The following is a 23,014-nucleotide window of genomic DNA, read 5'->3' on the forward strand; positions in this document are numbered from 1 at the left end:
TCCGGATATAATTAGCAAATAATCCCGGCATGGTATTTACCGGGATTACTTGTGTTTAAATTTTTATGTGAATGAACTAAAAAATTAAATGGAACTAAAATTATTTTATTTCAACTTTAGCGCCGGCTGCTTCTAATTCAGCTTTTAATTTTTCAGCATCTGCTTTAGAGATGTTTTCTTTTACAGGTTTTGGAGCACCTTCAACTAAAGCTTTTGCTTCTGTTAAGCCTAAGCCTGAAGCATTTTTAACTGCTTTAATTACGTTGATTTTTTGTGCACCTGCTTCTACAAGCATTACTGTGAATTCTGTTTGTTCTTCAGCTGCTGCTGCAGGAGCACCTGCTGCAGGACCTGCCATCATCATTGGAGCTGCTGCGGTCACGCCGAATTTTTCTTCTAATGCTTTTTTAAGTTCTGAAGCTTCTAAAAGTGTTAAAGCTTCAATCTTTTCTACTAATTCTGCTACTTTAGACATTGTATTTTTTATTCTTTAAATTTTTAAAATTGGTTTTTGGCGTTTAACGCCAAGGATAAAAATTAAGCTGCTTTTTTCTTAGCTGCTTCTTCAATAACGCTTGCAAGATCTCTCATTACTGCATTGATAGAACCGACTATTCCCGATACAGGAGCATCTAAGCTGCCAAGTATTGAGGCAATAATTTCAGGTTTGCTTTGCAATGATGCAATTTGATTCAATGATTTATCACCGTAGATCTCATTCTCAATAACTGCTAGTTTGAGTTTAGGTCTTTCATTTTTATCAAAGTGCTTTTTAAGAATCTTCGCCGGTTCAACGGGGTCAGCTCCGGCAAATATAATACCGGTTGTTCCTTTTAAAGACGGTGAAATTGATTCTTTATGAGAGGAATACTTCTGCGAGTCGGTAAGAGCTCTGTTTACAAGTGTATTCTTTACAACTTTGTAGATAATGCCGGATTTTTTGAAATCCTTGCGAAGTAAGTTAACCTGTTCTACCGTTATTCCGGCAAAGTCAGTTAAATATATCGCAGAAGAATTATCCAACATTTCAAGAATTTCACCTTGTAATTCAGCTTTTTGATCTCTGTTCATTCTCTCTTTTGGTGTTTTAAGATTTTTTTAAATGTAGAAGCATTTAAAAAGGTAAATAAGTTAATTTCCTCACAAAGAAATTAACTGAGTGCGTAAACTTTTTATTTTCTATTATTAGTACAAATAAAGCAGCCCGATAAAAAAACGATTTTTATCGGGTGCATAAATTTTTCGGTATTATTAACTTTATTAGAAATGTTTAAACTATAAAATTAAGCTGCAACTTTCATTTCATTTAAAGCTCTGTCAACTTTAACTCCGGGACCCATTGTTGAAGAGATAGTGATGCTCTTAATATAGGTTCCTTTTGCTGCTGACGGCTTTAATTTGATGATTGTATTTAAGAAAGTTACGATGTTTTCCTTTAATTTGTTATTATCGAAAGATAATTTTCCGATAATTGAGTGAACAATTCCTGTTTTATCGACTCTGAAATCAATCTTACCCGCTTTTACTTCTTTCACAGCTGTAGCAACGTCCATTGTAACAGTTCCGCTCTTAGGATTCGGCATTAAACCTCTTGGTCCTAAAATTTTAGCAATTTTACCAAGTTCCATCATTGAGTCAGGTGTAGCAATAATTACATCAATATCTGTCCAGCCTTCTGCGATTTTCTTTAAATAATCGTCAAAACCATAGAAATCTGCTCCTGCGTTCTTTGCATCTTCCTGTTTATCGGGACTCTTTGCAATAACTAACACTCTAACACTTTTTCCCGTTCCATTAGGAAGAGAAACTGTGCCTCTAACAACCTGGTCAGCATGCTTTGGGTCAACACCTAACCTTACTGCAATATCAACTGATTCGTCGAATTTTGCAGATTTTGCTTTTTTCAAAATCTCAACTGCATCCGCGATGTTATATTCTTTGGATACGTCAATCTTTGAATTTTCTTTTTGTCTTTTTGTAAGTTTCATTTGTTTTTCGGTTTTTTAAAATTAACCTTCCACAGTTATACCCATACTACGGGCAGTACCTTTTACAAGGTTTATAGCCGACTCAATTGTGGTAGCGTTGAAATCCGGCATTTTTGTTTCAGCAATTTCAGTTACTTGTTTCAATGTAACTTTGCCAACTTTAGTTTTATTCGGAACTCCCGATCCTTTTTCAATACCTGCAGCTTTTAAAAGCAATGTTGCTGCCGGAGGAGTTTTTGTTATAAATGTAAATGATTTATCTGAGAATACTGTAATTACTACAGGGATTATTAATCCTTTTTTATCCTGAGTTCTTGCGTTAAACTGTTTGCAAAATTCCATACCGTTTACGCCTCTTTGACCAAGTGCGGGACCTACGGGAGGAGCCATTGTTGCGCTGCCTGCCGGAATTTGTAATTTAACGAAACCTGTTATTTTTTTTGCCATGTTATTATATTATTAATCTCTTTTTATTCTCTTTCAATTTGGGTAAGCTCAAGCTCAATCGGAGTCTTTCTTCCGAAAATACTTACCATAACTTTAACCTTCATTTTCTCAGGATTTATCTCTAAGATATTTCCGTTGAAATTATTGAACGGTCCGCTTGTTACCTTCACAGCATCACCAACATTAAAGTTAATGTCGATTTTTTCTGTTGCGCTTTCTTCCGATAATAATGCCTGAATTCTTTTTACTTCAGCAGCACTTAAAGGAATTGCTTCCAGCTTCTTTCCTTTTTTAACGCCTACCATGTTAATAATCGACGGAGTCTTTGCAATAAAATCTCTTATGTTGTCATTCAAGTCTGCATTAATCAGAATATATCCCGGAAGGAAATTTTTTAACTTAATTTTTTTCTTTCCGTTTTTTACTTCATAAACTTTTTCGTAAGGAATAACTACATGCTTTATTCTTTCTTCTAGACCTTCTGCTCTGATTTCATTTTCGAGATAAAGTTTAACTTTATTCTCGTGACCGGATACAATTCTTACAGCATACCATTTGTACGGGCTATTAGCATCGTCTTCGATTAGCGCAGGAGTTTCAGCGCCCTCTACAACTTCTTTATTCTCTTCGGTATTTACGTTTTCTTCAATCACGTTTTCTTTTGTCATTATTTAGGTGATGATGTAAAAATTAAAGCTAATGCTTTGCTGATACCCTGATCAATCCCCCATACGAATACGGCAGAAATAATCATTGTTACCAGTGTGATGATTGTTGAACCTCTCAGCTCAGCTTTCTTTGGCCAGGAAACTTTTTTCATTTCCTTTACCATGTCTTCGAAAAAACCTACAATTTTTTCTTTCATTGTGTTGATCTAGTTTGATTGTCTAAATTTGTTAGACCGGGCACGGGAGGAGGGACTCGAACCCCCAACCAACGGTTTTGGAGACCGCTACTCTACCAATTGAGCTACACCCGTATAAATTACTTGGTTTCTTTGTGAAGGATGTGCTGCTTAGTCCACTTGCAATACTTCTTCATTTCAAGTCTTTCTTTCGTGTTGTTTCTGTTTTTAGTTGTAACGTAAACTGATTTGCCTTTATTAGGACCTTCAGCGCTTACCAACTTAATTTTTATTCTTGCACCTTCTTTTGCCATGATGAATTAATTGTTATCTTTTTTCTAAACCTCTCTTGAGTGTAATTGGAGGGAGTAGTATGTTAAAAACTTGTATGAGAGCGGGAGACGAGACTCGAACTCGCGACCAACAGCTTGGAAGGCTGTGACTCTACCAACTGAGTTACTCCCGCATAAACTTCCGTAAATCTTCTTTTTTTTAAAGAACTCTTGAGCTGATGACCGGGATTGAACCGGTGACCTCTTCCTTACCAAGGAAGTGCTCTACCAACTGAGCTACATCAGCGTTAACTTAAAACTTTACTTGAGGGATTGCTCAAGTTAAACTCGTAGAACAGAATGAAGAAAACAATTCAATCAGGTTTTTCGCTCTGAGTAATTTAAAATTTTAGAACAAATATAAAGAACTTTTTTCCCTTTTTTACCAATGAAAATTGTGGGTAGGGAAGGATTCGAACCTCCGAAGACCTAAGTCGACAGATTTACAGTCTGTTGCGTTTGACCGCTTCGCTACCTACCCAAACTTTTTGGACGTATTTTTGGCAAAACTTTAAAATAGGAAGAATCTGAAAATTAATCAATACAAATCTTTGTATTTAATGCTGTTTTTATTAAGTAAGAGAAAGGAAGCGTATTTTATTAATTTTACTCTACTTACTTCTTAAATGCAAGTCTAATTTCAGGATTTTAACTTCAGATTCAGCACACTATCCGCTTTTTCTTTCTGAGATTTCAAATATCGCAGTCTTTGCATCATAGTTTCCTTGTCAGACGGAAAGCCCGAATCGCTGTTTGAACTGCTGCTGACCTGCTCATAATACGGCGCAGAAAACTCCTCCCCTGCCTCTCCAACGCTAATATATCCCTTGTCAACACAATAAAAATTTACAAGTTCGCCGTTTTTATATTTCTTTCCGTCATTGATTTTTATAACAATTATCTTTTCGGGATTTATGGTCTTAATCGAATACAAATCCGGCTTAACCATTTCGTTTATTATTCCGAATAAGTCAGTCTGAGTCTTACTGCCGGTACCGCCCGAGTATTTCAGTTTATCCATCGTCTCATCAATTTCCTTATCAATGCTTTTTAACTTGGCAAGAAAAGAAATCTTCTTATTTAAAATACCTATGTTATCCTTCACCAGATTAAATTCCTTCATAAAAGTATCTCCCGGAAAATAATCAATTAGTTTCAAAGAATTATCAAGTTCTTCCTTTGCATCTGAAAACTTCCCTTCTGAATTCAGCTTTTTTGATAATGCTATCTTGCTATCCAGTTCACTCTCAGCGTTATCATAGATATTTTTATACAAGTCCTCAACTGATTTCGAATCCTTAACCAAAGTAATTTTGCCGTAGTACTTTAACGCATTACGCCAGTCCGTATCTAAAATTTTTGTAGCAAGCGCATATGACAATAAATTTATTTTCTCTACTGCCTTATCATACAAATGCCCGTCCCTGTATTTCTGAACAAACTTTTCGTAACGCTCAATACCAAGCTCCATAGAACGGATATCATTGAACGATTCCGTTTTTTCTATATCTGCATATGCCCTGTCTTCTTCCAGAAAATAAAAATAATAGAATGCAAAGCCGCACACTCCCATTATCATCACAACTAAAAATGTAATCAATGACCTTCGCACAACGGCTGCTCTTCTCTGCTCAGGGATTTTCTGGCTGAGTATTTCTAGCTTAGTGTTTATAACATTTTTTTCATTTTCATCACAGTACTGCAGCGAGTTCCTGTAAAAGACTTCTGCTGTTTTAAAATCTTTATCGAACATTGCATTATCTCCGCCCTCAAGCAGCTTATGCTTATTGTTGATGAGCGATACAGCTTTGTTGTATAAAACCTTAAGCTCAGTGCTTGAGTCATCCGTTCTTAAGTATCGTCTCGCAATTGTTAAAGCCTCCGAAAATTTATTCTGATTTATTAAATACTCTACCTCTACAAGTGTTTCCCTTATTCCCGTTTCATATGAGTTCACCGCCTTATGATTACAGCCGTAAACAGCGCAGCCGTTATTTTCTTTCCAGCAATCTTTATGATAGGGCGAATTGCAGGAAGGGCAGAAAAACAGTTCTTCTGCATTCTTGACAGGTGTCTGGCAATATGAGCAAACTTCTTTTACCAATTAAATTTAGTGTTATTTTAGGTTAGATATTAATTTTATGGAAGAACATAAAATCAACTGCCTTGTAAAGTAATAGAACACCAAGAAATATTAAAAAAATCCCTGTGAACAGATTTAATTTATTTAGTGTTGAGGGTTTTATTTTGTGTGAATTTGTAGAAACAAATTTTCCGAGCAGATAGAACCAAAGCGTCGTTCCGGCCAATACTCCAATTGCCAGTAAAAATCCCGAGATGAATGAATCATTTATTACTCCGTAACCTTTCAGATAACCAACGATTGCAAACCATGAAGCAGGCAATGTTACTGATGAAAGACATAATAAAACTCCCGCAAAAAAATCAGCAACAGGACCTTGTCTTTCCTCTTCGAGTTTTTTCGAATGAAGGATTTTATTAAGACCGTGCTCAGTCTTATGCATTCTTTCTTCAGCGATTTTTCTTCTTTCTTCGATTTCTTCTGAAGAGCCGCCTTCCATTGCTCCCGCAATATCTACGCTCTTCGTCTTCATTATTTTTACTCCGTAAATAATAACAACTGCGCATCCCAAAAGTGTAAGAGCTACACTAAAGATCTTCTGATTATCTATGAAAAATTTATCTACTGAAGCAGGAAGAATATTTAGAAGGATTGTAACTCCGCCGTAAGCGATTAAGATATAGAACATATCCATAAAGCCTGCGCCGGCGCCAATTGCAACTGCACCTCTCACATCTTTTTTAAGTCCCCGTGAAAGTATTGCGAAGTAAGTAGGACCCAAAGGCGGCACCGATATTATAAAACCCGTAACTATTCCGGCAAGTAAGCTTAGTATCAAAAAATATGTATTTTATTTTACAGGTCTCAAGTTACCAATTGATACGTAGATATTCAATGAAAACAGTATCAATAGTACATCGTTATAATACTAAAATCATCACTTTTTAATATAAAAGCTTTTTATATATTATTATTGATGATAATTAGAAAATTCATATTAATATTACTGCTGGCATTTACTCTTAATCTTGGAGTTCAAAGCTCAAGAGTGTTAAGCAATACCTCACGGCATGCAATAGAAAGTATAACTGAAAAAAATTTCACGAAAGATAATGAAGAGTTTATTAAGGAAGTTGAAAAGAAAAGATTTTCAGAAATGGTAAAGCTTTATATAAATATTCTTGAGTCGAACAAGAAGAGTAAGTACTACAACACTTCTTAAACTCGTAATTCGTAATTTGAAACTCGTAACTTTAAATTGATTTTGGTAATCTTCCCCTTTCCTCAACCGGTTTTATAAGGAAAGGGGAACTAAAGATTGTGTGTTTAAAATTGGTTTAATTTATATAGAAAGGATTTTGTTGATGTAAAGTGTCTGTTAAAATTATATTAAGTTCAGCTGTTTAAAGTTTCCTCCCAGAATTTTCTTATCATTCACATTAAGCCATTTGTTCAATACCTCAGCATAAATATTTCTGAAGTCAATTTCGTATTTCAGGTCGCCATTATCTAAGTTTGTTAAGTCAGGCGCTGTATTATAAAATCCGGGTTTCTTTAAATTTCCGTTTATAACAAAAATATTATTCGCCGTTCCGTGGTCAGTTCCTCCGCTGGCATTTTGCTTTACTCTTCTGCCAAACTCAGAGAAAGTCATAATAAATACGTCGTTGAGTTTATCGTTGCCTTTCAGATCTTCCGTGAAAGAATAAATTCCTTCAGATAATTCCTTTAATAAATTTTCCTGCTTGCCGTTTTGTCCGACGTGAGTATCAAATCCACCGAGTGAAACATAAAATACCTGTGTATCTATTCCCGATACAATGAGCTCTGCAATAGTTTTTAAGTTAGATGAAAATTGTCCTTTGGGATATTCTAATTTTGATTTATAAATCTTTGAAGTCTTATAAACATATTCTGCGCTGCTTGTTGCCTCAACAATAGTTTTATAAAGATAAGCTACGTTCTCATCGTCATGTTTATTTTTATTTGCATTCGCAATGTCTCCGAAATATTTTTCAGAGGTGCTCATAAAAAATCTTTCAGGATTCTCAACCGCTATTCCGTTATACTTCTCCCCTTTCAGTGCGAGACTGAGAGTATCATTAACTTCGATTGCGTTGTAAGGATTTTTGCAGTCGGGGCATTCAGAATCCAAATATCTTCCTATCCATCCTGATGTAGTATATTTATCCGAATCTGATGCACTCTGCCATATATCCATGCTCCTAAAATGCGAACGGTCCGGATTAGGATAGCCTACATTATTTATTATCGATAAGTATCCACTCTCGTATAACGACTTGAACTTTGGCATTGCAGGATTAAATCCCAGCTCATCCGTTATCTTCAACACATCTTTTTCCTGTATAGCTATAGAATTTCTTGAGCTGTAGTATATATCATTCTTAAATGGAATAACTGTATTCAGTCCGTCATTCCCGCCGGAGAGCTGAACTATCACAAGCTTCTTCGCACCGCTTGCTAAAAATTTCTCGGTGATTTCCTTTGCCTGCAGCGGCTTGATGAAACTTGGAATCATCATAGATGCCGATGCCAGCGCGGAAAACTTGAAAAAATCTCTTCTTGTTACTTTAGCCATATTGTGTGGGGTTAATTATTTTTAACAAAGTTGATATTCAGGCAATGACATCAGCCTCATTATAAGACTTTCAATAAAATTTTCTTTGGATGAAATATCGGAGTAAGTTAAAGCAAGCTTCTTTGTATTCGTGTTTATATCTTTTTGTAAAACAAATTCTGAAAGATAACCAACCAGTTCCTCCTTATCATATTTACCAAATGTCGTAAAATAATCGTTAAGATTTATGTTCGTCTTTACCTTTTTAAAAAATTTCTTCTCTCTGTTAGCACTGTCATTCTTATTTTTCTTTTGTTTCTGCATGTTCATCTCGTCATCTTTCATGTTATCTTCTTTCATGTTAACTTCTTTCATATTATCCTCGTCGGGAGTGTCTTTGTACGAAAACTCCAGCTCAGATGATTTGAACAGCACTTCCGGCAGTTTCATTCTGAACATCAGCGACGATGTATCAATCCAGTTCTTCCCCCCGGGCCAGCCCGCCACATTAGGCGGGTTCAGTAACATCTGGCCCATAGACTTTTCCATAAACACAATCGGTAAATCGTTTTCGAATTTTACATTAAAAACTCTCATCATACCCGAAATCAATTCCGTGGGGGATTTTATCTTCGCTCCTATATTTCTTTCATCGTAAAACCAGTCAGATGTGAAAATGTTTTTCATAAGTTTTTCTATGTCATAGCCTGAATCATAAAATTCACCTGCTAACTTTTTCACAACTTCTTTATCTGTGTCGTTCTCATTTACAAAAAATCTATAAATCTTATTGGTTATGAACTCTGCCGTTTTTTTATTCTCAAGAATTATTTTTATTACATCTTCACCCGAAAAATTTCCGGTCTTTCCCATGAAATTTTTCTCGCCGTCGTCATGCTGCTTATCTCGGAATACAAACTCCCCTTCTTCATTAAATCCCCAGCCTGTAAATGCCCTGGCTGAATTTTTTATATCTTCCTCTGTATAATTTCCTCTCCCAAGTGTAAACAGCTCCATTACTTCCCTGGCAAAATTTTCATTCGGGCTCTTCTTCCTGTTCTGCTGATTGTTCAGAAACTGCAGCATTGCAGGATCTTTTGATACAGCCATTAACAAATCACCAAACTTCCCCAATGCAAATTTTCTTAGCGTATTATTCTGATTCTGATTAAACATCGGGACGGGACTCTTACATGCAAAATGTCCGTGCCAGAATAATGTCATCTTCTCCCTGAGCTGTGCATTATCAGTTGCAAGTTTATTTATCCATTTAACATTAATCTTTACAATATCTTCGCGGAATGCTTTCTGAATTTTTTTCTTCTCTTCCTGTGTAAGATTCTCCCTCGCTTCTTTCTTCATTTTGTAACTTCCTGCGTATTCACCGTAATCTATAGATAGGTCAGTATAATTCTTTGAAGAAGAAAAAATATTGTTTACAATTACCTTGATTGAATTGTTCTGAATTTTATTTAATTCAGAAATACTTATTCCGAACCCTGCCCTGTGATATAAATGTTGTATTTTTCTCTGCTGTGTTGGAGTCATTTTCACCAATTTAATCATAAGACATTTTTTTTTACAATAAGTTTAATACAAAAAAATCGCGTTTACTTTCAAAAGAATTTCGGTAAATTTAAATATGCTTACAAGAAAAAATAATATTATATTTGTTTGTTTCCTTCTTGGCAGCGCCCTCCTGCTATTTCTTTTTCTGCAATACAAACCCTTAAGCAGAAAAATTGAACCAAAGAAGCAAAACGTTTATGGAGTAAAAGATAAAACAGTCGAAGTTGATCTTGAAAAAGGTGATAAGAAATTCTGTATAAGCTACGAAGGAAGTCAGATGGAGCTTGACCTGAAAGATAATACCGGCAAGCGATGTGAAGTTGCAGTGAATGACCTGTTTGAATCTTATCCCGGCAACAAAGTTACCGAGATAAAAAATTCAGGAAAATATTATTTAGATGTGAAAGCCGTGGGTTTCTGGCAGGTAATTATCGTCGATGCAAATTAACAGCTAAGCTCTCCCTCAATAGTAATCTTAGCGTTACTGATTACTTCAAGCGAATCATCACTCAGGATTTTTAATTTTAAATATCCGCCGCGTTTTGATAGCTGATATGCAGATAACTCTTTCTTATCGAGTATCTCACTCCAGTATTTTGCAAGCACTGAGTGTGCTGAGCCGGTAACTGGATCTTCGTTTATTCCAACGGCAGGCGCAAAGAAGCGCGAATAAAAATCGTAACCATCATCTTTAGATGGAGCAGTTACACACACACCTCTGAATTCTGCCGAAGCTGCTTTTAATTTTCCAAAATCGGGACTGATGCTCAGCAAAGTTTCTTTATCCCTTACCCGCACTACTAAGTCCTGATTATCTTTGCAATATCTTGAATCCTCATACGTTTTTATTCCAAGTGATTCAGAAATTTTATCAGAGATGAAATTTGTAGTTTTGAACAACGGAAATACCATTCTAAGTTTATCTTCATGTTTAGCAGCTGAGAGCTTCAATCCGTGATGAGTTGTAAACTCGACTTTATCTAAATTACTTTTTTCAAACAAAACTTTCGCCGAGGCAACAGTAGCATGACCGCAAAATGGAATTTCAACCTGAGGCGAGTAATATCTTATAAAATATTTATTTTCACCTGATTCATCTTTTACAACAAAAGCAGTTTCTGCAGCGTTAATTTCCATAGCAATATTTTGCATTAAAGACTCAGGAATTTTTTTATCCAATAAACAAACACCGGCAGGATTTCCTTTGAATGCCTCGTCTGTAAATGAATCAACTAAATATGTTTTTATTTTCATTTTGAAATTTATTTTTTCTTGTTTGAATATACAGTTGTCAGCAGGGTGCAATCAAAAATACTTGCAGGAGAAATAACTGTTTCCTCGTAAGGAACATTTAATCCATATCTTTCATCCATAATTTTCTTTACCGGCTTGCTTGTTAGATCAAAATCACGAAGTATCTGAAGCTTGCCTACCTCTATATTTGCCGCTCTTTTATAAATTTTCCAGATTAATTCTGAACAGTAAATTTTTTCATCCGACCATCCGAAATAAATATCGTAATCTTTTCCCTTCATTAATTCAGCTTCACTAATCATATTTGTTACTACACTTTCATTCAGAATTTTATCTCTATCGGTTAACCTCTTAATCACAAAATGCCCTTCCTGCCCTCGTGCAATCCATTTATCCAAAGGAGTTACCTTAACCGGCTGAACTGCTTCATAAACATTTATATCATTTCCGTTTTTAAAAATTATTCCGCAATGAGTGTATTCGGAATGAGTTGCCAGTCTTATTGCTTCGCATTGCGCAGAAATTGAACTCTGAAAAATTATATCTCCGTTTTTTATATCATCTTTTTTTACAAGCTCGGCAATCTCTTTATCTGCCTGTCTTACCTTTGCGTATGAATCATAAAATTTCCTCTTGGCAAAATATCCAAGGAAAATCACGGCAGCCACAACAAAAGCTATTGATATTATACGATTAGGTTTCAACTTCTATTTTTATTTTCCCGCTTTATTTACTTCATTCATAAATTCTTCCAGTAATTTTAAATCAAGGTGACCGTTAGGTCTTAGTCCGCTGCATAGGTCAACTCCGAACGGCTGCACTTCTTCAATTGCCTGTCTAACATTTGAAGGTTTCAATCCTCCGGCAAGAAACAATGGCACTTTGGATTGCTCAACAATCTTTCTGCTTAATTTCCAGTCGTGCTGCCTTCCCGTTCCGCCGAGTTCTTTCACAGTTTTGTTTGGATTACCGCTATCTAATAGTAAACCGTCAACCTGCTCAGAGATTCTCACAGCTTCATCAACCGAGCTTTCATCAATCACATGTATTACCTGAACAATTTTTATAGCAGGCAGTTTTTCTTTAAGTTCTTTATAGCTCCCCTCAGATAATGCATCAACTATCTGGATAGTGTTTGTATTAACTCTGCTGTGATGTTCAACAATTTTATCAACAGATGTTTCACAAGTTAAAAGAAAAGTCGCTATCGGCGGCGGAGTAGATGCTGCAATAGTTTTTATTTCTTCATCGGTTATTGGTCCCGGACCACTGGGCATTCTGCCGACTAATCCAATAGCAGAAGCTCCGTAAGCAATTGCATTCTTCGCTTCTTCAATGTTTTTTATGCAGCATATTTTTACTCTTGGAAGATATTTCATTCTATAAAATTATGAATAGCGATATGCAAATTGTAAGAATTAATTTAAATCATAAATAAAAAATATTATATGTATTTTAAAATCTATTAGATAATAAAAAATGGGATAAAATGAAAATTCTAAAAATTTCTGAAAAAACTATTGATATTTTCAATTGTATTAATTTAGAAAATATCATAGGATTCTATAAAGATACAAGATCAAATTATCAAATTTATACAATAATTTTCATTACCGATAAATGGCGATTTAAATTACATTTTAAAGACTCTGATTATTCAGAAAAATGTTTCAAAGAAATATTAAACTTCATTAAAAACAAAGAAATATCAATACTTGAAGTAGAGTGCGAGAGATTTGAAAATTCTTAAGTTAAAATTAAATTAGAGTTGAACACAAAATCTTTAAAGTTTTTCGGATGCAATATGTATGAGCTTGCAGGAGTTGATGACTCAACAACCGAGCTCATGCTGCGCGATGCTAAAGCATACGGATTTGATACCGTAAGGTTCTGGTGCTTTTATCCCACTACTGATGAAAAACTTCAGTTTATAATAAACTGTGCGAAGAAATATGAATTAAAACTCATCTCCGTACTTGCAGACCGGTGGAATTACAATCAGAAGTTTGAAATAAATTCTGACTGGTTTACAGGCGGATATAAAAAAGTTTATCTGCCCTATATATTGAATCTTATTGAAAAATTTAAAAAGAATGAAGAGATATTAATCTGGGAATTGATAAACGAACCTGCTGCGAAAAAATTTGACTACATTTACAATTTTGTATCGGATGTAACTCAGAAAATTAAGGCAGTGAATACAAATCACTTAATTTCAATTGGAACAATCGGCGGTATAGGCGATAAATTAGGAAACCATTTCTCACGGTTCAATTCTTCTTTATTTGAAAAGCTTTATTCAATAAAAGGACTCGATATAATTTCGATACATGATTACAGTTACGATTCAACGTTATTAGATAGAATTGAAATTCATTTTTACTTTAAAGGAAAACCGCATATTGCCAAAATTTTTAATGCACTAAATAAACCTAATGTATGGATAAGAAGCTTGTGGGATTATTTTTGTTTGGAAAATTTTAACAAAATTATTTCCAGTCCCTTGAGCGTAAGGTGGCTTTGGAGACATTACATAAAGAAAAACATTGAGACGGCAAACAGCCTGAACAAGCAGATTTACATAGGAGAAATCGGCTATAAGAGTTATAATGGTAACTTCAGAAAAAACCTGATTAAGCATGACCGTATAAAATATTTTAATGAAGGCGTAAGCGGGTACATGCTTTGGTCATTTGAAGCTCAGGGAAAATCAATTGACGGGCATGGATACGGATTTGGGAATGACAGGAAATAAACTATTTATGAAAAACTATTAACTCATTAGTTGAAAGATTTTCATCTTTTTTTAAAAAAGAATTATAATCATCAGGCAATTGCTCTTTCTCTTTTTCTCTTATAACCAGATAATCAAAAGTCATATTTTTCAGATTTTCTTTTTCAAATGTTTTAACCTCTTTAAACCCTATCAACAAAGGAACAAGTGATTCACTTGAAGCAACTACATAAGAATGATTTAACCTTTCAAAATTCTTTTCCGTTACAAATTTTTCATCAAAGGCAGAATAAATTATTTTAGCCGGCTTCCATCCGCTTAAGAAAAAAGCAATACAAATTAAAATTATTGCTAATCCCCTGCTTACTTCATTGGTAAATTTTATATTAAATTCTTTTAAATTTATTACAGTGGTTATTGCAAATATTGTTGAAGGAATTACCGAGTAATAATCCATTGTATTGTAAAGGTTCGGAATGCTGGACACCATAGATAAAAACAAGAATGGAAGTACCGGTATATTTAAAATCCAACCTTTCTTATAAAACAAAGGAAAAAACAAAAACGGAAGCAGAAGAAAAACCAGATATAAAAATTTTTCTTTGATTGTATTAAAATCGAAAAGACTATTTACACTTCCTGCCTTTGATAAATGGTCATATGTTTTACCCAGGAAAAATGGCTGCCCAAAGATATACAGAGCAAAACAAACTAACGACATAATTCCCAGTGAAATAAAAAGAGTATTATACTTTTTAAATTCCGTCTTATCCCTGAAATTCATTAGCACAATCATCAGGCAGAAGGCAGAAGAGAAAAGGAATATACTTTCTTTTACTGTGCAAGAAATTAAAAGCGATAGCAAAATCAGCCACGGTTTTTTCTTAAGGAAATAATAATATGCCACCATAATAAACGGCAGCGCAAAGAACTCATCTTCAATACTCCAGTTAAAAGAATGCCTTATTGAATAATTGCATAACAGCAGAACAATAAAAATATATTTTATAGTCGAAGAGTATCCAAGATGTGAAAGTATTTTTTGAAAAATAATTATTACTGATGAAATAATAATCAGCTCAAAAATTACAAATGACATGTAACCGGGAATTCCAAGCAAAGTTAGAGCTGCAGGCAGATAAAAAATTGGGCTGAAGTGATGCAGCAAATGATTATATGGGACATCCTTATTAAGAGTTAGAAGTAAGGATTTATTTTGCGGAAAATTATTCAGTACGTTTGTAAAATATGCAACGTTAATTCCCTCTCCTCCAAGATACATCCTCAATAAATGCTGAACAGAAATAACCAATGGATACAATACAATAAAAATCAGCAAGAGGTTTTTCTGGAAATTACTGAGTGCAAGAGGTTTTTTAAAAAACTCTCTTGTTTTAGGAATGAGTAACAAAATCAGGATTATTCCGCAAATAGTCCTTGCAGCATCATTTGGATGAAGACCAAAAATCCAGCCAAGCGGCAATAAAAGAAATAACCACGCAATTGCTGTATTTTTTTGATTGGGTGTAAATTCTGTCATTAAAATTTTCGGATGGGTATTCAGACAATATCGAAAATAAAGATAAGATTTATCAATAACAATATTTTACTACATGTTATAAAAAAATCCCGAAGGAAGCTCCAACGGGATTTTGTTTGCAGAGAGAGAGGGATTCGAACCCCCGGATACCGAAGCATCAACGGTTTTCAAGACCGCCGCTTTCAACCACTCAGCCATCTCTCTAAGAATGTACAAATTAACAAATTCTGAATATAAATTCAGGGGAATTTTTAATCACTTTTTTAAGAAAGCTTTTTATATTTCACACCTTTTACTTCGTCTTTAAAATCTTCAAGCTTATACTTGCCTATTCGTGTTCTCTGCAAAGTTTTTAAGTAACCACCTACTCCAAGCTCTCTTCCTATATCATCTGCAAGTGTTCTTATGTAAGTGCCTTTACTGCAGCTGACATTAAAAAAAAGTTCGGTGTCTGAAAGTCTTTTCAAATGCAGCTCGCTTATATTCACATTACGAACTTTTCTCTCAATCACTTCACCTTTTCGCGCAAGTTTATACAACGGTTTTCCTTTATGTTTAACCGCTGAGTGCATCGGAGGAATCTGCTCAATATCACCTGAGAATTTCTCCTTCGCTTTCTCAATCATATCATCGGAAACACTTTGTGTGCTTACTATATTTTCTTCTTCAGATTCTGTATCAAAAGTCGGAGTCGTTGCGCCTATTCTTATAATCCCGTTATACTCTTTATCGTAATCAATAAAATCGTTTATCAGCTTTGTCTTTTTACCGGAACAAAGTATCAATAATCCTGTCGCTCTTGGGTCTAAAGTACCTGAATGCCCTATCTTCTTCAGATTAAATGCCCTCTTGAATGTCGCAACGATATCAAAGCTCGTTCTATCTAATGGCTTATCAGCAAGGTAAACATTATCCTGGTCTAAAAGTTCTGACATTAAAATAATATGGAATTAAAAAATGAAGGGTGTTATTCAGTTTCAGAATTTTCTGTATCAGAAATTTCCGAATTAGGAGTTTCTGTATCAGGTTTCTTTATGCTTTTAAGTATTTTCTCTATGTGGTCTGCGTATTCAATCGTATCATCATGGAAGAATAACAAGTCAGGAGTATATCTGAATGTCAATTGCTTACCGAGAAGAAACCTTATGTGAGGTTTCCTCTCTGTAATTAATTTCAGGCATTCCTTTATAGGGAGTTTATTGCCAAGAAAACTTAAGTATGTCTTGGCAATTTTCAAATCCGGAGAGACAATTACTTTTGATATTGTTACAAGCCCCAGATTTAATTCCTGTAAATCGGGTGACATTGCAACATTCAATTTATGCTTTATTTCTTCAGCAACTTTTTCTGTTCGTATTGACATAATTCAAATAACCTTTTTAATGTTACCTTTATGCTTAAGCTGTTGTAAGCTTACGTTTTGTTTCTACAATTTTGTATCCTTCTATAACGTCACCGACTTTTATATCGTTGAAGTTTTCAAGTCCGATACCGCACTCATAACCTGCATCTACTTCTCTTACGTCATCTTTAATTCTCTTAAGTGATGCAATGTTACCGTCAAAAATAACCAATCCTTCTCTTAATAAACGAATCTTAGTGTTTCTTGTGATTTTGCCGTCCTGTACAAAACATCCTGCGATGTTTCCGACTTTAGGCACCTTGAATACATCACGAACTTCAACTGTACAAGTAACTTCTTCTGATTTCTCAGGTTCAAGAAGTCCTTCAAGTGCCATCTTAACTTCTTCGATAGCCTGATAAATGATGTTGTATAATCTGATATCAACGCTGCTCTTCTCAGCAAGCTTTCTTGCATTGAGATTTGGTCTTACATTAAATCCGATTATAATTGCGCTTGATGCTTCTGCAAGCAATACGTCTGATTCTGAAATCTGTCCGATTGCTTTATGAATAACTGTAACTTTTGCTTCTGATGTTGTAAGCTTTTGTAATGAGTCTGCAATAGCTTCAGCAGAACCGTCAAAGTCAGCTTTAAGAATGATCTTAAGCTCAACCTGCTTACCCTCTGAGATCTGTTTCGAAATATCGTCGAGTGTAATAAACTTGACCTGTCTGAAATCCTGTTCGCGTTTCAACTGCTGACGCTTTGTTGAGATTTCTTTTGCTTCTCTTTCAGTATCAAGCACTGCGAATACATCGCCCGCCTGAGGCACTCCGTCAAAACCAAGCACCTGTGCCGGAGTTGATGGACCTGCAAACTCAAGTTTTCTTTCTCTTTCATCAAACATCGCCTTCACTTTACCGCTGAATACACCTGCAATAAATATATCACCGACTTTCAATGTTCCTTTTTGTACAAGTACTGTTGCAACAGGACCTTTACCCTTATCAAGTTTTGCTTCAAGCACAACTGCTCTTGCATTTCTATCAGGGTTAGCTTTTAAGTCAAGAAGTTCTGCTTCTAAAAGAATTTTTTCAAGAAGCTTATCTACATTCTGTCCGTGCTTAGCTGAAATTTCTACTGACTGATACTTACCGCCCCAGTCTTCAACTAAAATATTTTTATCTGCTAACTGCTGTTTTATTCTGTCAGGATTTGATTCAGGCTTATCAACTTTATTGATAGCAATAACAATCGGTACGTTAGCTGCCAATGCGTGGTTGATAGCTTCAACAGTCTGCGGCATAACGCTGTCATCTGCTGCAACTACAAGCACTACGATATCTGCTGCCTGTCCGCCGCGGGCTCTCATCGCTGTGAACGCTTCGTGACCCGGAGTATCTAAGAATGCAATTTCTTTTCCTGATTCAAGTGTAACTTTGTATGCACCGATATGCTGCGTAATTCCGCCTGCTTCACCGGCTACAACGTTTGCTTTTCTTATGTAGTCAAGCAATGATGTTTTACCATGGTCAACGTGACCCATGATTGTAACAACAGGTGAACGCGGCTTGAGAGATTCAGGTGTATCCTGAACTTCTTCAAGAACTTCCTCTTCGTACTCTGACTGGAATTCAATTTTATATCCAAAATCTTCTGCAAGTAGAAGTATCAAATCTTTTTCAAGACGCTGATTGATGGAAACCATCATACCAAGCTTGAATGAAGCTTTTATTAACTCATTAACTTCAAGATTCATTAAGTTCGCAAGCTCAGCAGTGGATATAAACTCCGTAACCTTGATTACATTTTTATTTGCCTCTGCATGCTCCTGAATTTTCTTCTCTTCAATTTCTCTTTCTTTCTTCTTTCTCTTTCTTGCAACACTTCTGGAAGAAGGACCTGCATCTTCACCTATTTTGGCAAATGTATCTCTGATTGCCTCATCAATTTCTTTCTGGCTTATATCTTTTGCTCTGTGACCTTTTTCTAAACGTAACTTTCTTTTTCTTTCCTGTTCAGCTTCAAATTTTTTCTTATCGCGTTCTTTATCTCTCTTACGTTTTTCATCTTCAAACTTAGGCTTGCTTATTCCGCCGTCAGTTCTCGGTGTAAATACTTTTCTTGTTAATGATGCATCTCCCGGTTTTGCAGGAGCGCCGTCAGCAGGCTTTGAGAAATTTTTTCTCTTATCCTTTAAATCACTGATTGAAACTTTCTGGAATTTGTTATCTTTATTCGGACCTGCACCAGGTGCGCCTGTTCTGTTCCTGTCAAACGGTGGTCTGTTCTTATCAAACGGTTTTCTTTCAAAAGGCGGCTTGTTCTTATCGAACGGCTTTCTTTCGAAAGGAGGTTTGTTCTTATCGAACGGCTTTCTTTCAAACGGCGGTTTGCTTTTATCAAACGGCTTCTTTTCAAACGGAGGCTTTGGCTTTTCTTCGTGCTTCTTCTCTGTTGTTTTTAATATCTCCGTTATCGGCTTATCAAGCTTAAACTTGTCTTTTAATACAGATGAAACCGGAATAGCAGTTTCTTCTGCCGGTTTCTCTTCTTTTTCTTTGAATAAATTTTTATCCTTTACGGGGGCTTCGGTTACAACCGGCTGCTTTTCAACAGGCTCAGTACTTTCCGCTTTTGATTTCTTTTCTTCCTTCTCGCGTTTCTTTCTTTCCTTAGCTTCTTCAATAGCCTTCTCTCTTTCAAGATGAGCCTTCAGTTCCTGTCTTTGTCTCTCGGCTTCTTTTTGTCTCAGCTCTTCCTCAATATTCTTTCGTATCCTTTCTTCTTCTTCTTTAAGTCGTTTATCCTCTTCATCTTTTTCCATTTTTTCCTTTGCTTCGGAAATACCTACATGGAATTTTTCCTCGAACGATACTGTCTTGTTTACGCGCTGTTCTTCTTTCTCAACTTCTTTTCTGAATTTTGCATACACCTTTGCCACTGTATCAGGTTCAAGCGATGTATTAATCGATGCTTCAACTCCAATAGTACCGAGAAATCCAATGAGATCTTCTTTGGATATGTTAATCTTCTTTACTAAGGAAATTACTTTTTCTTTTTTTGCTTTTGGTTCGGGCATTAAATAAAATAATTATAAAATTCTGTTTAGTATTTCTTTGCTGGTACAACTTTTATCCGTTACTTGTCTTCTGATTCGTTCACGGCTTCTTCTTTTTTATCTTCATCTGCAGAAGCTTCTTCTGTAACTGCTTCTTCAGATTTTACTTCTTCTGTTTCTGTTGTTTCTTCTGTTTCTTCCTCTGGTGTTTCTACTGACTCAATATCTTCATCTTCATTGTCCTCTGCATCTTCATCTTTTTCTTCGTTTTGTAATCTGTCAACATCTATCTGGAAGCCTGTTAATTTTGAAGCCAGCTTAATATTCTGACCTTCTTTACCAATGATTAATCTTATCTGATCTTCTTCAGAATAAATCTTTGCAACTTTATTTTCGTTATCGATATCGATATCGAGAAGCTTTGCCGGAGCTAATGCTCTTGAAATAAATGTCGAAGGGTCTTCCGAATAATTTATAACGTCGATGTTTTCATTGTTAAGCTCTCTTACTATTGAGTGAATTCTGATACCTTTCATACCAACGCAAGCGCCAACTGCATCAATTCTGTCATCGTTAGATGTAACTGCAATCTTTGCTCTTTCACCTGCAAATCTTGCAATACCTTTTACTTCAATTATACCGTCGTAAATTTCAGGGATTTCAAGCTCAAATAATTTGTAAAGGAACTGCTCATCTGCTCTTGAAGCAATTACAACAGGAGGTCCTGATTGTCTTTTTTCAACGCTCTTAATTATAGCTCTTATAGTATCGCCTTTTTTGTATCTTTCTTTTGCAATCTGTTCGTTCTTTGGGAAAATCACTTCGTTGCCGTTGTGAATCAATAAAATTGATTTCGGTTTTAACTGATAAATTTCACCAACGACTATTTCACCGACTAAATCTTTATAATAATTAAATGTAATTTCTTTTTCTATTTCTCTTATCTTCTGGTTAAGATTTTGTTTTAAGTTGATAACGTTTCTTCTTCCGAAATCCTCAATCGGGATTTCTTCAACAAAGTCGTCATCAATTTCAAAATCTTCACCTGATTTTGCTTTTGCGGATTCAACATCAATTTCCTTTGCAGGATCCATAACCTCTTCAACTACTGTCTTGTAAAGAAAAATTTCGATATCGCCTTTTTCCATGTTCACGATAACTTCGAAGTTCGCTTCCAGCCCGTACTTCTTTTCCATCATTTTTACGAAGGAATCTTTTATTACCGAAGCAAGAATATCTCTATCGATATTTTTTTCTTTTGCCATTTGTGTAAAGGCATCAACTATCAGACTTCTCATTTTTGTTAATTATTTAAAAAGTAATTTTGCTTTAATTTCTGAAATATCTTTGAATGAATATTGTATATTTCTTAATAGATTTTTTTTCTTCTCATCTCTTACTTCAAGCTCAAACGTTTCATTTTCGGGATTCAGCTCAACAAGCTTTCCTGTTACCTGAGTGTTATCGTTCAAAGTAACTTCCATCGGACGCCCTTTGTGCTTAACCATCTGCCAGAAATATTTATACGGCTTATCTGCTCCGGGTGAGGAAACTGATATTTTGGCAATATCGTTTTCTTTGTAATTCTCGTCAAACTCTTTGTTTATTCCTCTCGTAATCGCGGCAATCTCATCTATTGAAAAGTTTTCTGTTCTGTCGATGTATATTTCAAGAATCTTGTTGTCCTTATCACCTTTTCTCACCAGTTCAATAACTTTGAAGTCGGAGTCTTTAAAGAAGTTCTCAATTATGTCGTTTATCATAAAAAATTTGTATAAAAAAAAAGTGGGTTCTTGTGACCCACTCAATAAATTATAATCATCTAAACTTTGTAAGTAATAAATATAGTGAAATTAAAAATTAATTTCAATATCTGCAAAATTGCATAAACCTATTACTACTAATAGGTTAAAACACTTTTGGACTTAAAAAAATTTTGATTATTTTGAAGTGGTGTGATAACTTCCTGCACTCTTTAACATAAAATGTGTCAAAAATGTTACTATCTCATATTGTGAGACAGTGAAATAATGAAAAGTGAGAAAATTAATTAAAATTAAAGAATCCGTCAAAAATTCATCAAAATTGCAAAGATTAAATTAGCAATCAGGGGGCGCGCCTGTCCCGCTTCCAGCGGGACTCAAGTGCATTTTGTGAATTGAATTCTTCAATTCACAAGATGCATTGCCCGTTCCGACTCCGCCGGAACGGAGGCGCGCCCCCAAAAATGTAACAATAATGTGACTTTAGTATTTTCAAAAGAACAAAACCCGACTATTTCCCGACTTTAATAACAAAATTTGCTTTTATTAAAAGAATGCAACAATAATGCGACTTTTTTACGACTATTTTACAAAGTTTAATTTCTCCATTTTTAGTTCAAAATTAAAGAATGTGACAATAATGTGACATTAAAATGATTTCAAAAACCAAGAATGAATAAACTAATAATACTAATATTTTCCCTTATTTTAATTGCCGGATGCAGCAAAACCGGTAAAGAAATCACAACTGCTTCAGGACTTAAATACACTGATATTAAAGAAGGTACAGGAGCCGCACCTTCAAAAGGTAAAACAGTATCCGTTCATTATACAGGCACGTTTCCCGACGGAAGAGTTTTTGACAGCTCAATCGAAAAAAAGCAGCCTTTAACTTTTACAATCGGTTCAGGTGAAATGATTGCAGGATTTGATGAAGGCATTTCAACTATGAAAGTCGGCGGCAGAAGAAAACTTGTTATCCCGCCAAATCTCGGCTGGGGTTCAGACGGGGCAGGAGATATTATCCCGCCTAACGCAGTAACAATTTTCGATGTAGAATTGTTGGAAGTAAAATAAACTATAAATAAAATCTTAATATAAAATTATGGCAGAAGAAGTAACAACAGCATCAGGACTAAAATATACTGACCTTGTAGAAGGCACAGGCGCATCACCAACAAAAGGCAAAGTCGTTACAGTTCATTACACAGGGACCTTTGAGGACGGCAAAAAATTCGACAGCTCAGTTGATAGAAACGAACCGTTCCAGTTTGTTATCGGAGCAGGACAAGTTATCGCAGGCTGGGATGAAGGCGTAATGAGCATGAAAGTCGGCGGCAAAAGAAAATTAGTTATTCCACCGGACTTAGCTTACGGTTCCCGCGGTGCAGGCGGAGTCATTCCTCCGAACGCTACAATACTTTTCGAAGTAGAATTATTAGGTGTATAATAATTTTCCAATATGTTCCTCTTCTT

General features: G+C 35.3%; 26 protein-coding genes and 5 tRNA genes. 6 read left to right on the plus strand and 25 right to left on the minus strand.

Features of this window, described 5'->3' with window-relative positions:
• Nucleotides 1-100: 100 nt before the first annotated feature.
• The 13 genes from rplL to JST55_16085 all read right to left on the minus strand — a co-directional run bounded on the left by rplL (nt 101) and on the right by JST55_16085 (nt 6,532).
• Complete coding sequence (gene rplL, locus JST55_16025) at nt 101-475, minus strand: 50S ribosomal protein L7/L12 (GenBank protein MBS1495019.1); 375 nt, start codon at nt 473-475, stop codon at nt 101-103.
• Nucleotides 476-537: 62 nt separating this feature from the next.
• Complete coding sequence (locus JST55_16030) at nt 538-1,071, minus strand: 50S ribosomal protein L10 (protein ID MBS1495020.1); 534 nt, start codon at nt 1,069-1,071, stop codon at nt 538-540.
• 212 nt (nt 1,072-1,283) lie between these two features.
• Nucleotides 1,284-1,988 (minus strand): 50S ribosomal protein L1, encoded by a 705-nt coding sequence (locus JST55_16035; GenBank protein ID MBS1495021.1) that lies wholly within the window; start codon nt 1,986-1,988, stop codon nt 1,284-1,286.
• Nucleotides 1,989-2,009: 21 nt separating this feature from the next.
• Nucleotides 2,010-2,435 (minus strand): 50S ribosomal protein L11, encoded by a 426-nt coding sequence (gene rplK / locus JST55_16040; GenBank protein ID MBS1495022.1) that lies wholly within the window; start codon nt 2,433-2,435, stop codon nt 2,010-2,012.
• Nucleotides 2,436-2,458: 23 nt separating this feature from the next.
• A complete protein-coding gene (gene nusG / locus JST55_16045) occupies nt 2,459-3,103 on the minus strand; it encodes a transcription termination/antitermination factor NusG (GenBank protein MBS1495023.1) in 645 nt (214 codons plus the stop codon).
• A complete protein-coding gene (secE, locus tag JST55_16050) occupies nt 3,103-3,300 on the minus strand; it encodes a preprotein translocase subunit SecE (GenBank protein MBS1495024.1) in 198 nt (65 codons plus the stop codon). Before secE ends, nusG begins: the two co-directional genes overlap by 1 nt.
• Before the next feature lie 41 nt (nt 3,301-3,341).
• A tRNA-Trp gene (locus tag JST55_16055) sits at nt 3,342-3,414 on the minus strand.
• A 5-nt stretch (nt 3,415-3,419) separates the two neighbouring features.
• On the minus strand, nt 3,420-3,593 hold the full coding sequence (rpmG, locus tag JST55_16060; protein ID MBS1495025.1) for a 50S ribosomal protein L33: 174 nt from the start codon (nt 3,591-3,593) through the stop codon (nt 3,420-3,422).
• A 79-nt stretch (nt 3,594-3,672) separates the two neighbouring features.
• Nucleotides 3,673-3,745 (minus strand) — tRNA-Gly (locus tag JST55_16065).
• Between the two features lie 40 nt (nt 3,746-3,785).
• Nucleotides 3,786-3,858, minus strand: a tRNA-Thr gene (locus tag JST55_16070).
• 151 nt (nt 3,859-4,009) lie between these two features.
• Nucleotides 4,010-4,092: transfer RNA gene (locus tag JST55_16075), tRNA-Tyr, on the minus strand.
• Nucleotides 4,093-4,251: 159 nt separating this feature from the next.
• On the minus strand, nt 4,252-5,715 hold the full coding sequence (locus tag JST55_16080) for a hypothetical protein (GenBank protein ID MBS1495026.1): 1,464 nt from the start codon (nt 5,713-5,715) through the stop codon (nt 4,252-4,254).
• Nucleotides 5,716-5,737: 22 nt separating this feature from the next.
• Nucleotides 5,738-6,532, minus strand: a complete 795-nt coding sequence (locus tag JST55_16085) for a LysE family transporter (GenBank protein ID MBS1495027.1) — start codon at nt 6,530-6,532, stop codon at nt 5,738-5,740.
• A gap of 138 nt (nt 6,533-6,670) precedes the next feature.
• Between JST55_16085 and JST55_16090 the strand changes: the two genes are divergently transcribed.
• Nucleotides 6,671-6,916 (plus strand): hypothetical protein, encoded by a 246-nt coding sequence (locus JST55_16090; GenBank protein MBS1495028.1) that lies wholly within the window; start codon nt 6,671-6,673, stop codon nt 6,914-6,916.
• A 162-nt stretch (nt 6,917-7,078) separates the two neighbouring features.
• Here the strand turns inward: JST55_16090 and JST55_16095 are convergent, their stop codons facing one another.
• Both JST55_16095 and JST55_16100 read right to left on the minus strand, forming a co-directional pair.
• Nucleotides 7,079-8,293, minus strand: coding sequence for a DUF1501 domain-containing protein (locus JST55_16095; GenBank protein ID MBS1495029.1), 1,215 nt, complete (start codon nt 8,291-8,293; stop codon nt 7,079-7,081).
• Between the two features lie 21 nt (nt 8,294-8,314).
• Nucleotides 8,315-9,838 (minus strand): DUF1800 domain-containing protein, encoded by a 1,524-nt coding sequence (locus JST55_16100; protein ID MBS1495030.1) that lies wholly within the window; start codon nt 9,836-9,838, stop codon nt 8,315-8,317.
• A 76-nt stretch (nt 9,839-9,914) separates the two neighbouring features.
• Here JST55_16100 and JST55_16105 point away from each other — a divergent pair, with 76 nt between their 5' ends.
• Nucleotides 9,915-10,289, plus strand: a complete 375-nt coding sequence (locus JST55_16105; protein MBS1495031.1) for a hypothetical protein — start codon at nt 9,915-9,917, stop codon at nt 10,287-10,289.
• On the opposite strand, the gene JST55_16110 is transcribed toward JST55_16105, so the two are convergent.
• From JST55_16110 to JST55_16120, 3 genes are read right to left on the minus strand one after another with little or no spacing between them, the layout of a single operon-like run.
• Nucleotides 10,286-11,095: a PhzF family phenazine biosynthesis protein gene (locus JST55_16110; protein MBS1495032.1), complete on the minus strand. Its 810-nt coding sequence runs from the start codon at nt 11,093-11,095 to the stop codon at nt 10,286-10,288. The genes JST55_16105 and JST55_16110 overlap by 4 nt on opposite strands.
• Before the next feature lie 8 nt (nt 11,096-11,103).
• Nucleotides 11,104-11,799: a YiiX family permuted papain-like enzyme gene (locus JST55_16115; GenBank protein ID MBS1495033.1), complete on the minus strand. Its 696-nt coding sequence runs from the start codon at nt 11,797-11,799 to the stop codon at nt 11,104-11,106.
• Between the two features lie 9 nt (nt 11,800-11,808).
• Entirely contained in the window at nt 11,809-12,474 is a 666-nt protein-coding gene (locus tag JST55_16120; GenBank protein ID MBS1495034.1) for a phosphoribosylanthranilate isomerase, read from the minus strand.
• Between the two features lie 110 nt (nt 12,475-12,584).
• Between JST55_16120 and JST55_16125 the strand changes: the two genes are divergently transcribed.
• Nucleotides 12,585-12,845 carry a hypothetical protein gene (locus JST55_16125; protein ID MBS1495035.1) on the plus strand — a complete coding sequence of 87 codons (261 nt, stop codon included), beginning with the start codon at nt 12,585-12,587 and terminating at the stop codon, nt 12,843-12,845.
• Nucleotides 12,846-12,863: 18 nt separating this feature from the next.
• Complete coding sequence (locus JST55_16130; protein MBS1495036.1) at nt 12,864-13,850, plus strand: cellulase family glycosylhydrolase; 987 nt, start codon at nt 12,864-12,866, stop codon at nt 13,848-13,850.
• Between the two features lies 1 nt (nt 13,851).
• Here JST55_16130 and JST55_16135 read toward each other — a convergent pair whose 3' ends face one another.
• The 7 genes from JST55_16135 to JST55_16165 all read right to left on the minus strand — a co-directional run bounded on the left by JST55_16135 (nt 13,852) and on the right by JST55_16165 (nt 21,538).
• Nucleotides 13,852-15,369 (minus strand): DUF2079 domain-containing protein, encoded by a 1,518-nt coding sequence (locus JST55_16135; GenBank protein MBS1495037.1) that lies wholly within the window; start codon nt 15,367-15,369, stop codon nt 13,852-13,854.
• A 119-nt stretch (nt 15,370-15,488) separates the two neighbouring features.
• Nucleotides 15,489-15,573: transfer RNA gene (locus JST55_16140), tRNA-Ser, on the minus strand.
• Nucleotides 15,574-15,632: 59 nt separating this feature from the next.
• Nucleotides 15,633-16,304: a tRNA pseudouridine(55) synthase TruB gene (gene truB / locus JST55_16145; GenBank protein MBS1495038.1), complete on the minus strand. Its 672-nt coding sequence runs from the start codon at nt 16,302-16,304 to the stop codon at nt 15,633-15,635.
• A 32-nt stretch (nt 16,305-16,336) separates the two neighbouring features.
• Nucleotides 16,337-16,732, minus strand: a complete 396-nt coding sequence (gene rbfA, locus JST55_16150) for a 30S ribosome-binding factor RbfA (GenBank protein ID MBS1495039.1) — start codon at nt 16,730-16,732, stop codon at nt 16,337-16,339.
• Nucleotides 16,733-16,766: 34 nt separating this feature from the next.
• Complete coding sequence (gene infB / locus JST55_16155) at nt 16,767-19,796, minus strand: translation initiation factor IF-2 (GenBank protein MBS1495040.1); 3,030 nt, start codon at nt 19,794-19,796, stop codon at nt 16,767-16,769.
• A gap of 59 nt (nt 19,797-19,855) precedes the next feature.
• The gene (gene nusA, locus JST55_16160) at nt 19,856-21,073 is read right to left on the minus strand and encodes a transcription termination factor NusA (GenBank protein MBS1495041.1); all 1,218 of its coding nucleotides are present in this window, start codon (nt 21,071-21,073) and stop codon (nt 19,856-19,858) included.
• A gap of 9 nt (nt 21,074-21,082) precedes the next feature.
• Nucleotides 21,083-21,538, minus strand: coding sequence for a hypothetical protein (locus tag JST55_16165; GenBank protein ID MBS1495042.1), 456 nt, complete (start codon nt 21,536-21,538; stop codon nt 21,083-21,085).
• A 672-nt stretch (nt 21,539-22,210) separates the two neighbouring features.
• On the opposite strand from JST55_16165, the gene JST55_16170 reads away from it, so the two are divergent.
• Together JST55_16170 and JST55_16175 are read left to right on the plus strand one after the other, a co-directional pair.
• A complete protein-coding gene (locus JST55_16170) occupies nt 22,211-22,615 on the plus strand; it encodes an FKBP-type peptidyl-prolyl cis-trans isomerase (GenBank protein MBS1495043.1) in 405 nt (134 codons plus the stop codon).
• Nucleotides 22,616-22,643: 28 nt separating this feature from the next.
• A complete protein-coding gene (locus JST55_16175) occupies nt 22,644-22,988 on the plus strand; it encodes an FKBP-type peptidyl-prolyl cis-trans isomerase (GenBank protein MBS1495044.1) in 345 nt (114 codons plus the stop codon).
• Nucleotides 22,989-23,014 lie beyond the last annotated feature (26 nt).

The sequence above is a fragment of the Bacteroidota bacterium genome, assembly GCA_018266835.1.
Taxonomy (GTDB): domain Bacteria; phylum Bacteroidota; class Ignavibacteria; order Tepidaquicellales; family Tepidaquicellaceae; genus JAFDZO01.

Excerpts from the sequence above, each read along its gene's own strand:
- rplL (MBS1495019.1), bottom strand. The coding sequence starts at position 475 with ATGTCTAAAGTAGCAGAATTAGTAGAAAAGATTGAAGCTTTAACACTT.
- JST55_16030 (MBS1495020.1), bottom strand. The coding sequence starts at position 1,071 with ATGAACAGAGATCAAAAAGCTGAATTACAAGGTGAAATTCTTGAAATG.
- JST55_16035 (MBS1495021.1), bottom strand. The coding sequence starts at position 1,988 with ATGAAACTTACAAAAAGACAAAAAGAAAATTCAAAGATTGACGTATCC.
- rplK (MBS1495022.1), bottom strand. The coding sequence starts at position 2,435 with ATGGCAAAAAAAATAACAGGTTTCGTTAAATTACAAATTCCGGCAGGC.
- nusG (MBS1495023.1), bottom strand. The coding sequence starts at position 3,103 with ATGACAAAAGAAAACGTGATTGAAGAAAACGTAAATACCGAAGAGAAT.
- secE (MBS1495024.1), bottom strand. The coding sequence starts at position 3,300 with ATGAAAGAAAAAATTGTAGGTTTTTTCGAAGACATGGTAAAGGAAATG.
- rpmG (MBS1495025.1), bottom strand. The coding sequence starts at position 3,593 with ATGGCAAAAGAAGGTGCAAGAATAAAAATTAAGTTGGTAAGCGCTGAA.
- JST55_16090 (MBS1495028.1), top strand. The coding sequence starts at position 6,671 with ATGATAATTAGAAAATTCATATTAATATTACTGCTGGCATTTACTCTT.
- JST55_16095 (MBS1495029.1), bottom strand. The coding sequence starts at position 8,293 with ATGGCTAAAGTAACAAGAAGAGATTTTTTCAAGTTTTCCGCGCTGGCA.
- JST55_16100 (MBS1495030.1), bottom strand. The coding sequence starts at position 9,838 with ATGATTAAATTGGTGAAAATGACTCCAACACAGCAGAGAAAAATACAA.
- JST55_16105 (MBS1495031.1), top strand. The coding sequence starts at position 9,915 with ATGCTTACAAGAAAAAATAATATTATATTTGTTTGTTTCCTTCTTGGC.
- JST55_16110 (MBS1495032.1), bottom strand. The coding sequence starts at position 11,095 with ATGAAAATAAAAACATATTTAGTTGATTCATTTACAGACGAGGCATTC.
- JST55_16120 (MBS1495034.1), bottom strand. The coding sequence starts at position 12,474 with ATGAAATATCTTCCAAGAGTAAAAATATGCTGCATAAAAAACATTGAA.
- JST55_16125 (MBS1495035.1), top strand. The coding sequence starts at position 12,585 with ATGAAAATTCTAAAAATTTCTGAAAAAACTATTGATATTTTCAATTGT.
- JST55_16135 (MBS1495037.1), bottom strand. The coding sequence starts at position 15,369 with ATGACAGAATTTACACCCAATCAAAAAAATACAGCAATTGCGTGGTTA.
- truB (MBS1495038.1), bottom strand. The coding sequence starts at position 16,304 with ATGTCAGAACTTTTAGACCAGGATAATGTTTACCTTGCTGATAAGCCA.
- rbfA (MBS1495039.1), bottom strand. The coding sequence starts at position 16,732 with ATGTCAATACGAACAGAAAAAGTTGCTGAAGAAATAAAGCATAAATTG.
- infB (MBS1495040.1), bottom strand. The coding sequence starts at position 19,796 with ATGCCCGAACCAAAAGCAAAAAAAGAAAAAGTAATTTCCTTAGTAAAG.
- nusA (MBS1495041.1), bottom strand. The coding sequence starts at position 21,073 with ATGAGAAGTCTGATAGTTGATGCCTTTACACAAATGGCAAAAGAAAAA.
- JST55_16165 (MBS1495042.1), bottom strand. The coding sequence starts at position 21,538 with ATGATAAACGACATAATTGAGAACTTCTTTAAAGACTCCGACTTCAAA.
- JST55_16170 (MBS1495043.1), top strand. The coding sequence starts at position 22,211 with ATGAATAAACTAATAATACTAATATTTTCCCTTATTTTAATTGCCGGA.
- JST55_16175 (MBS1495044.1), top strand. The coding sequence starts at position 22,644 with ATGGCAGAAGAAGTAACAACAGCATCAGGACTAAAATATACTGACCTT.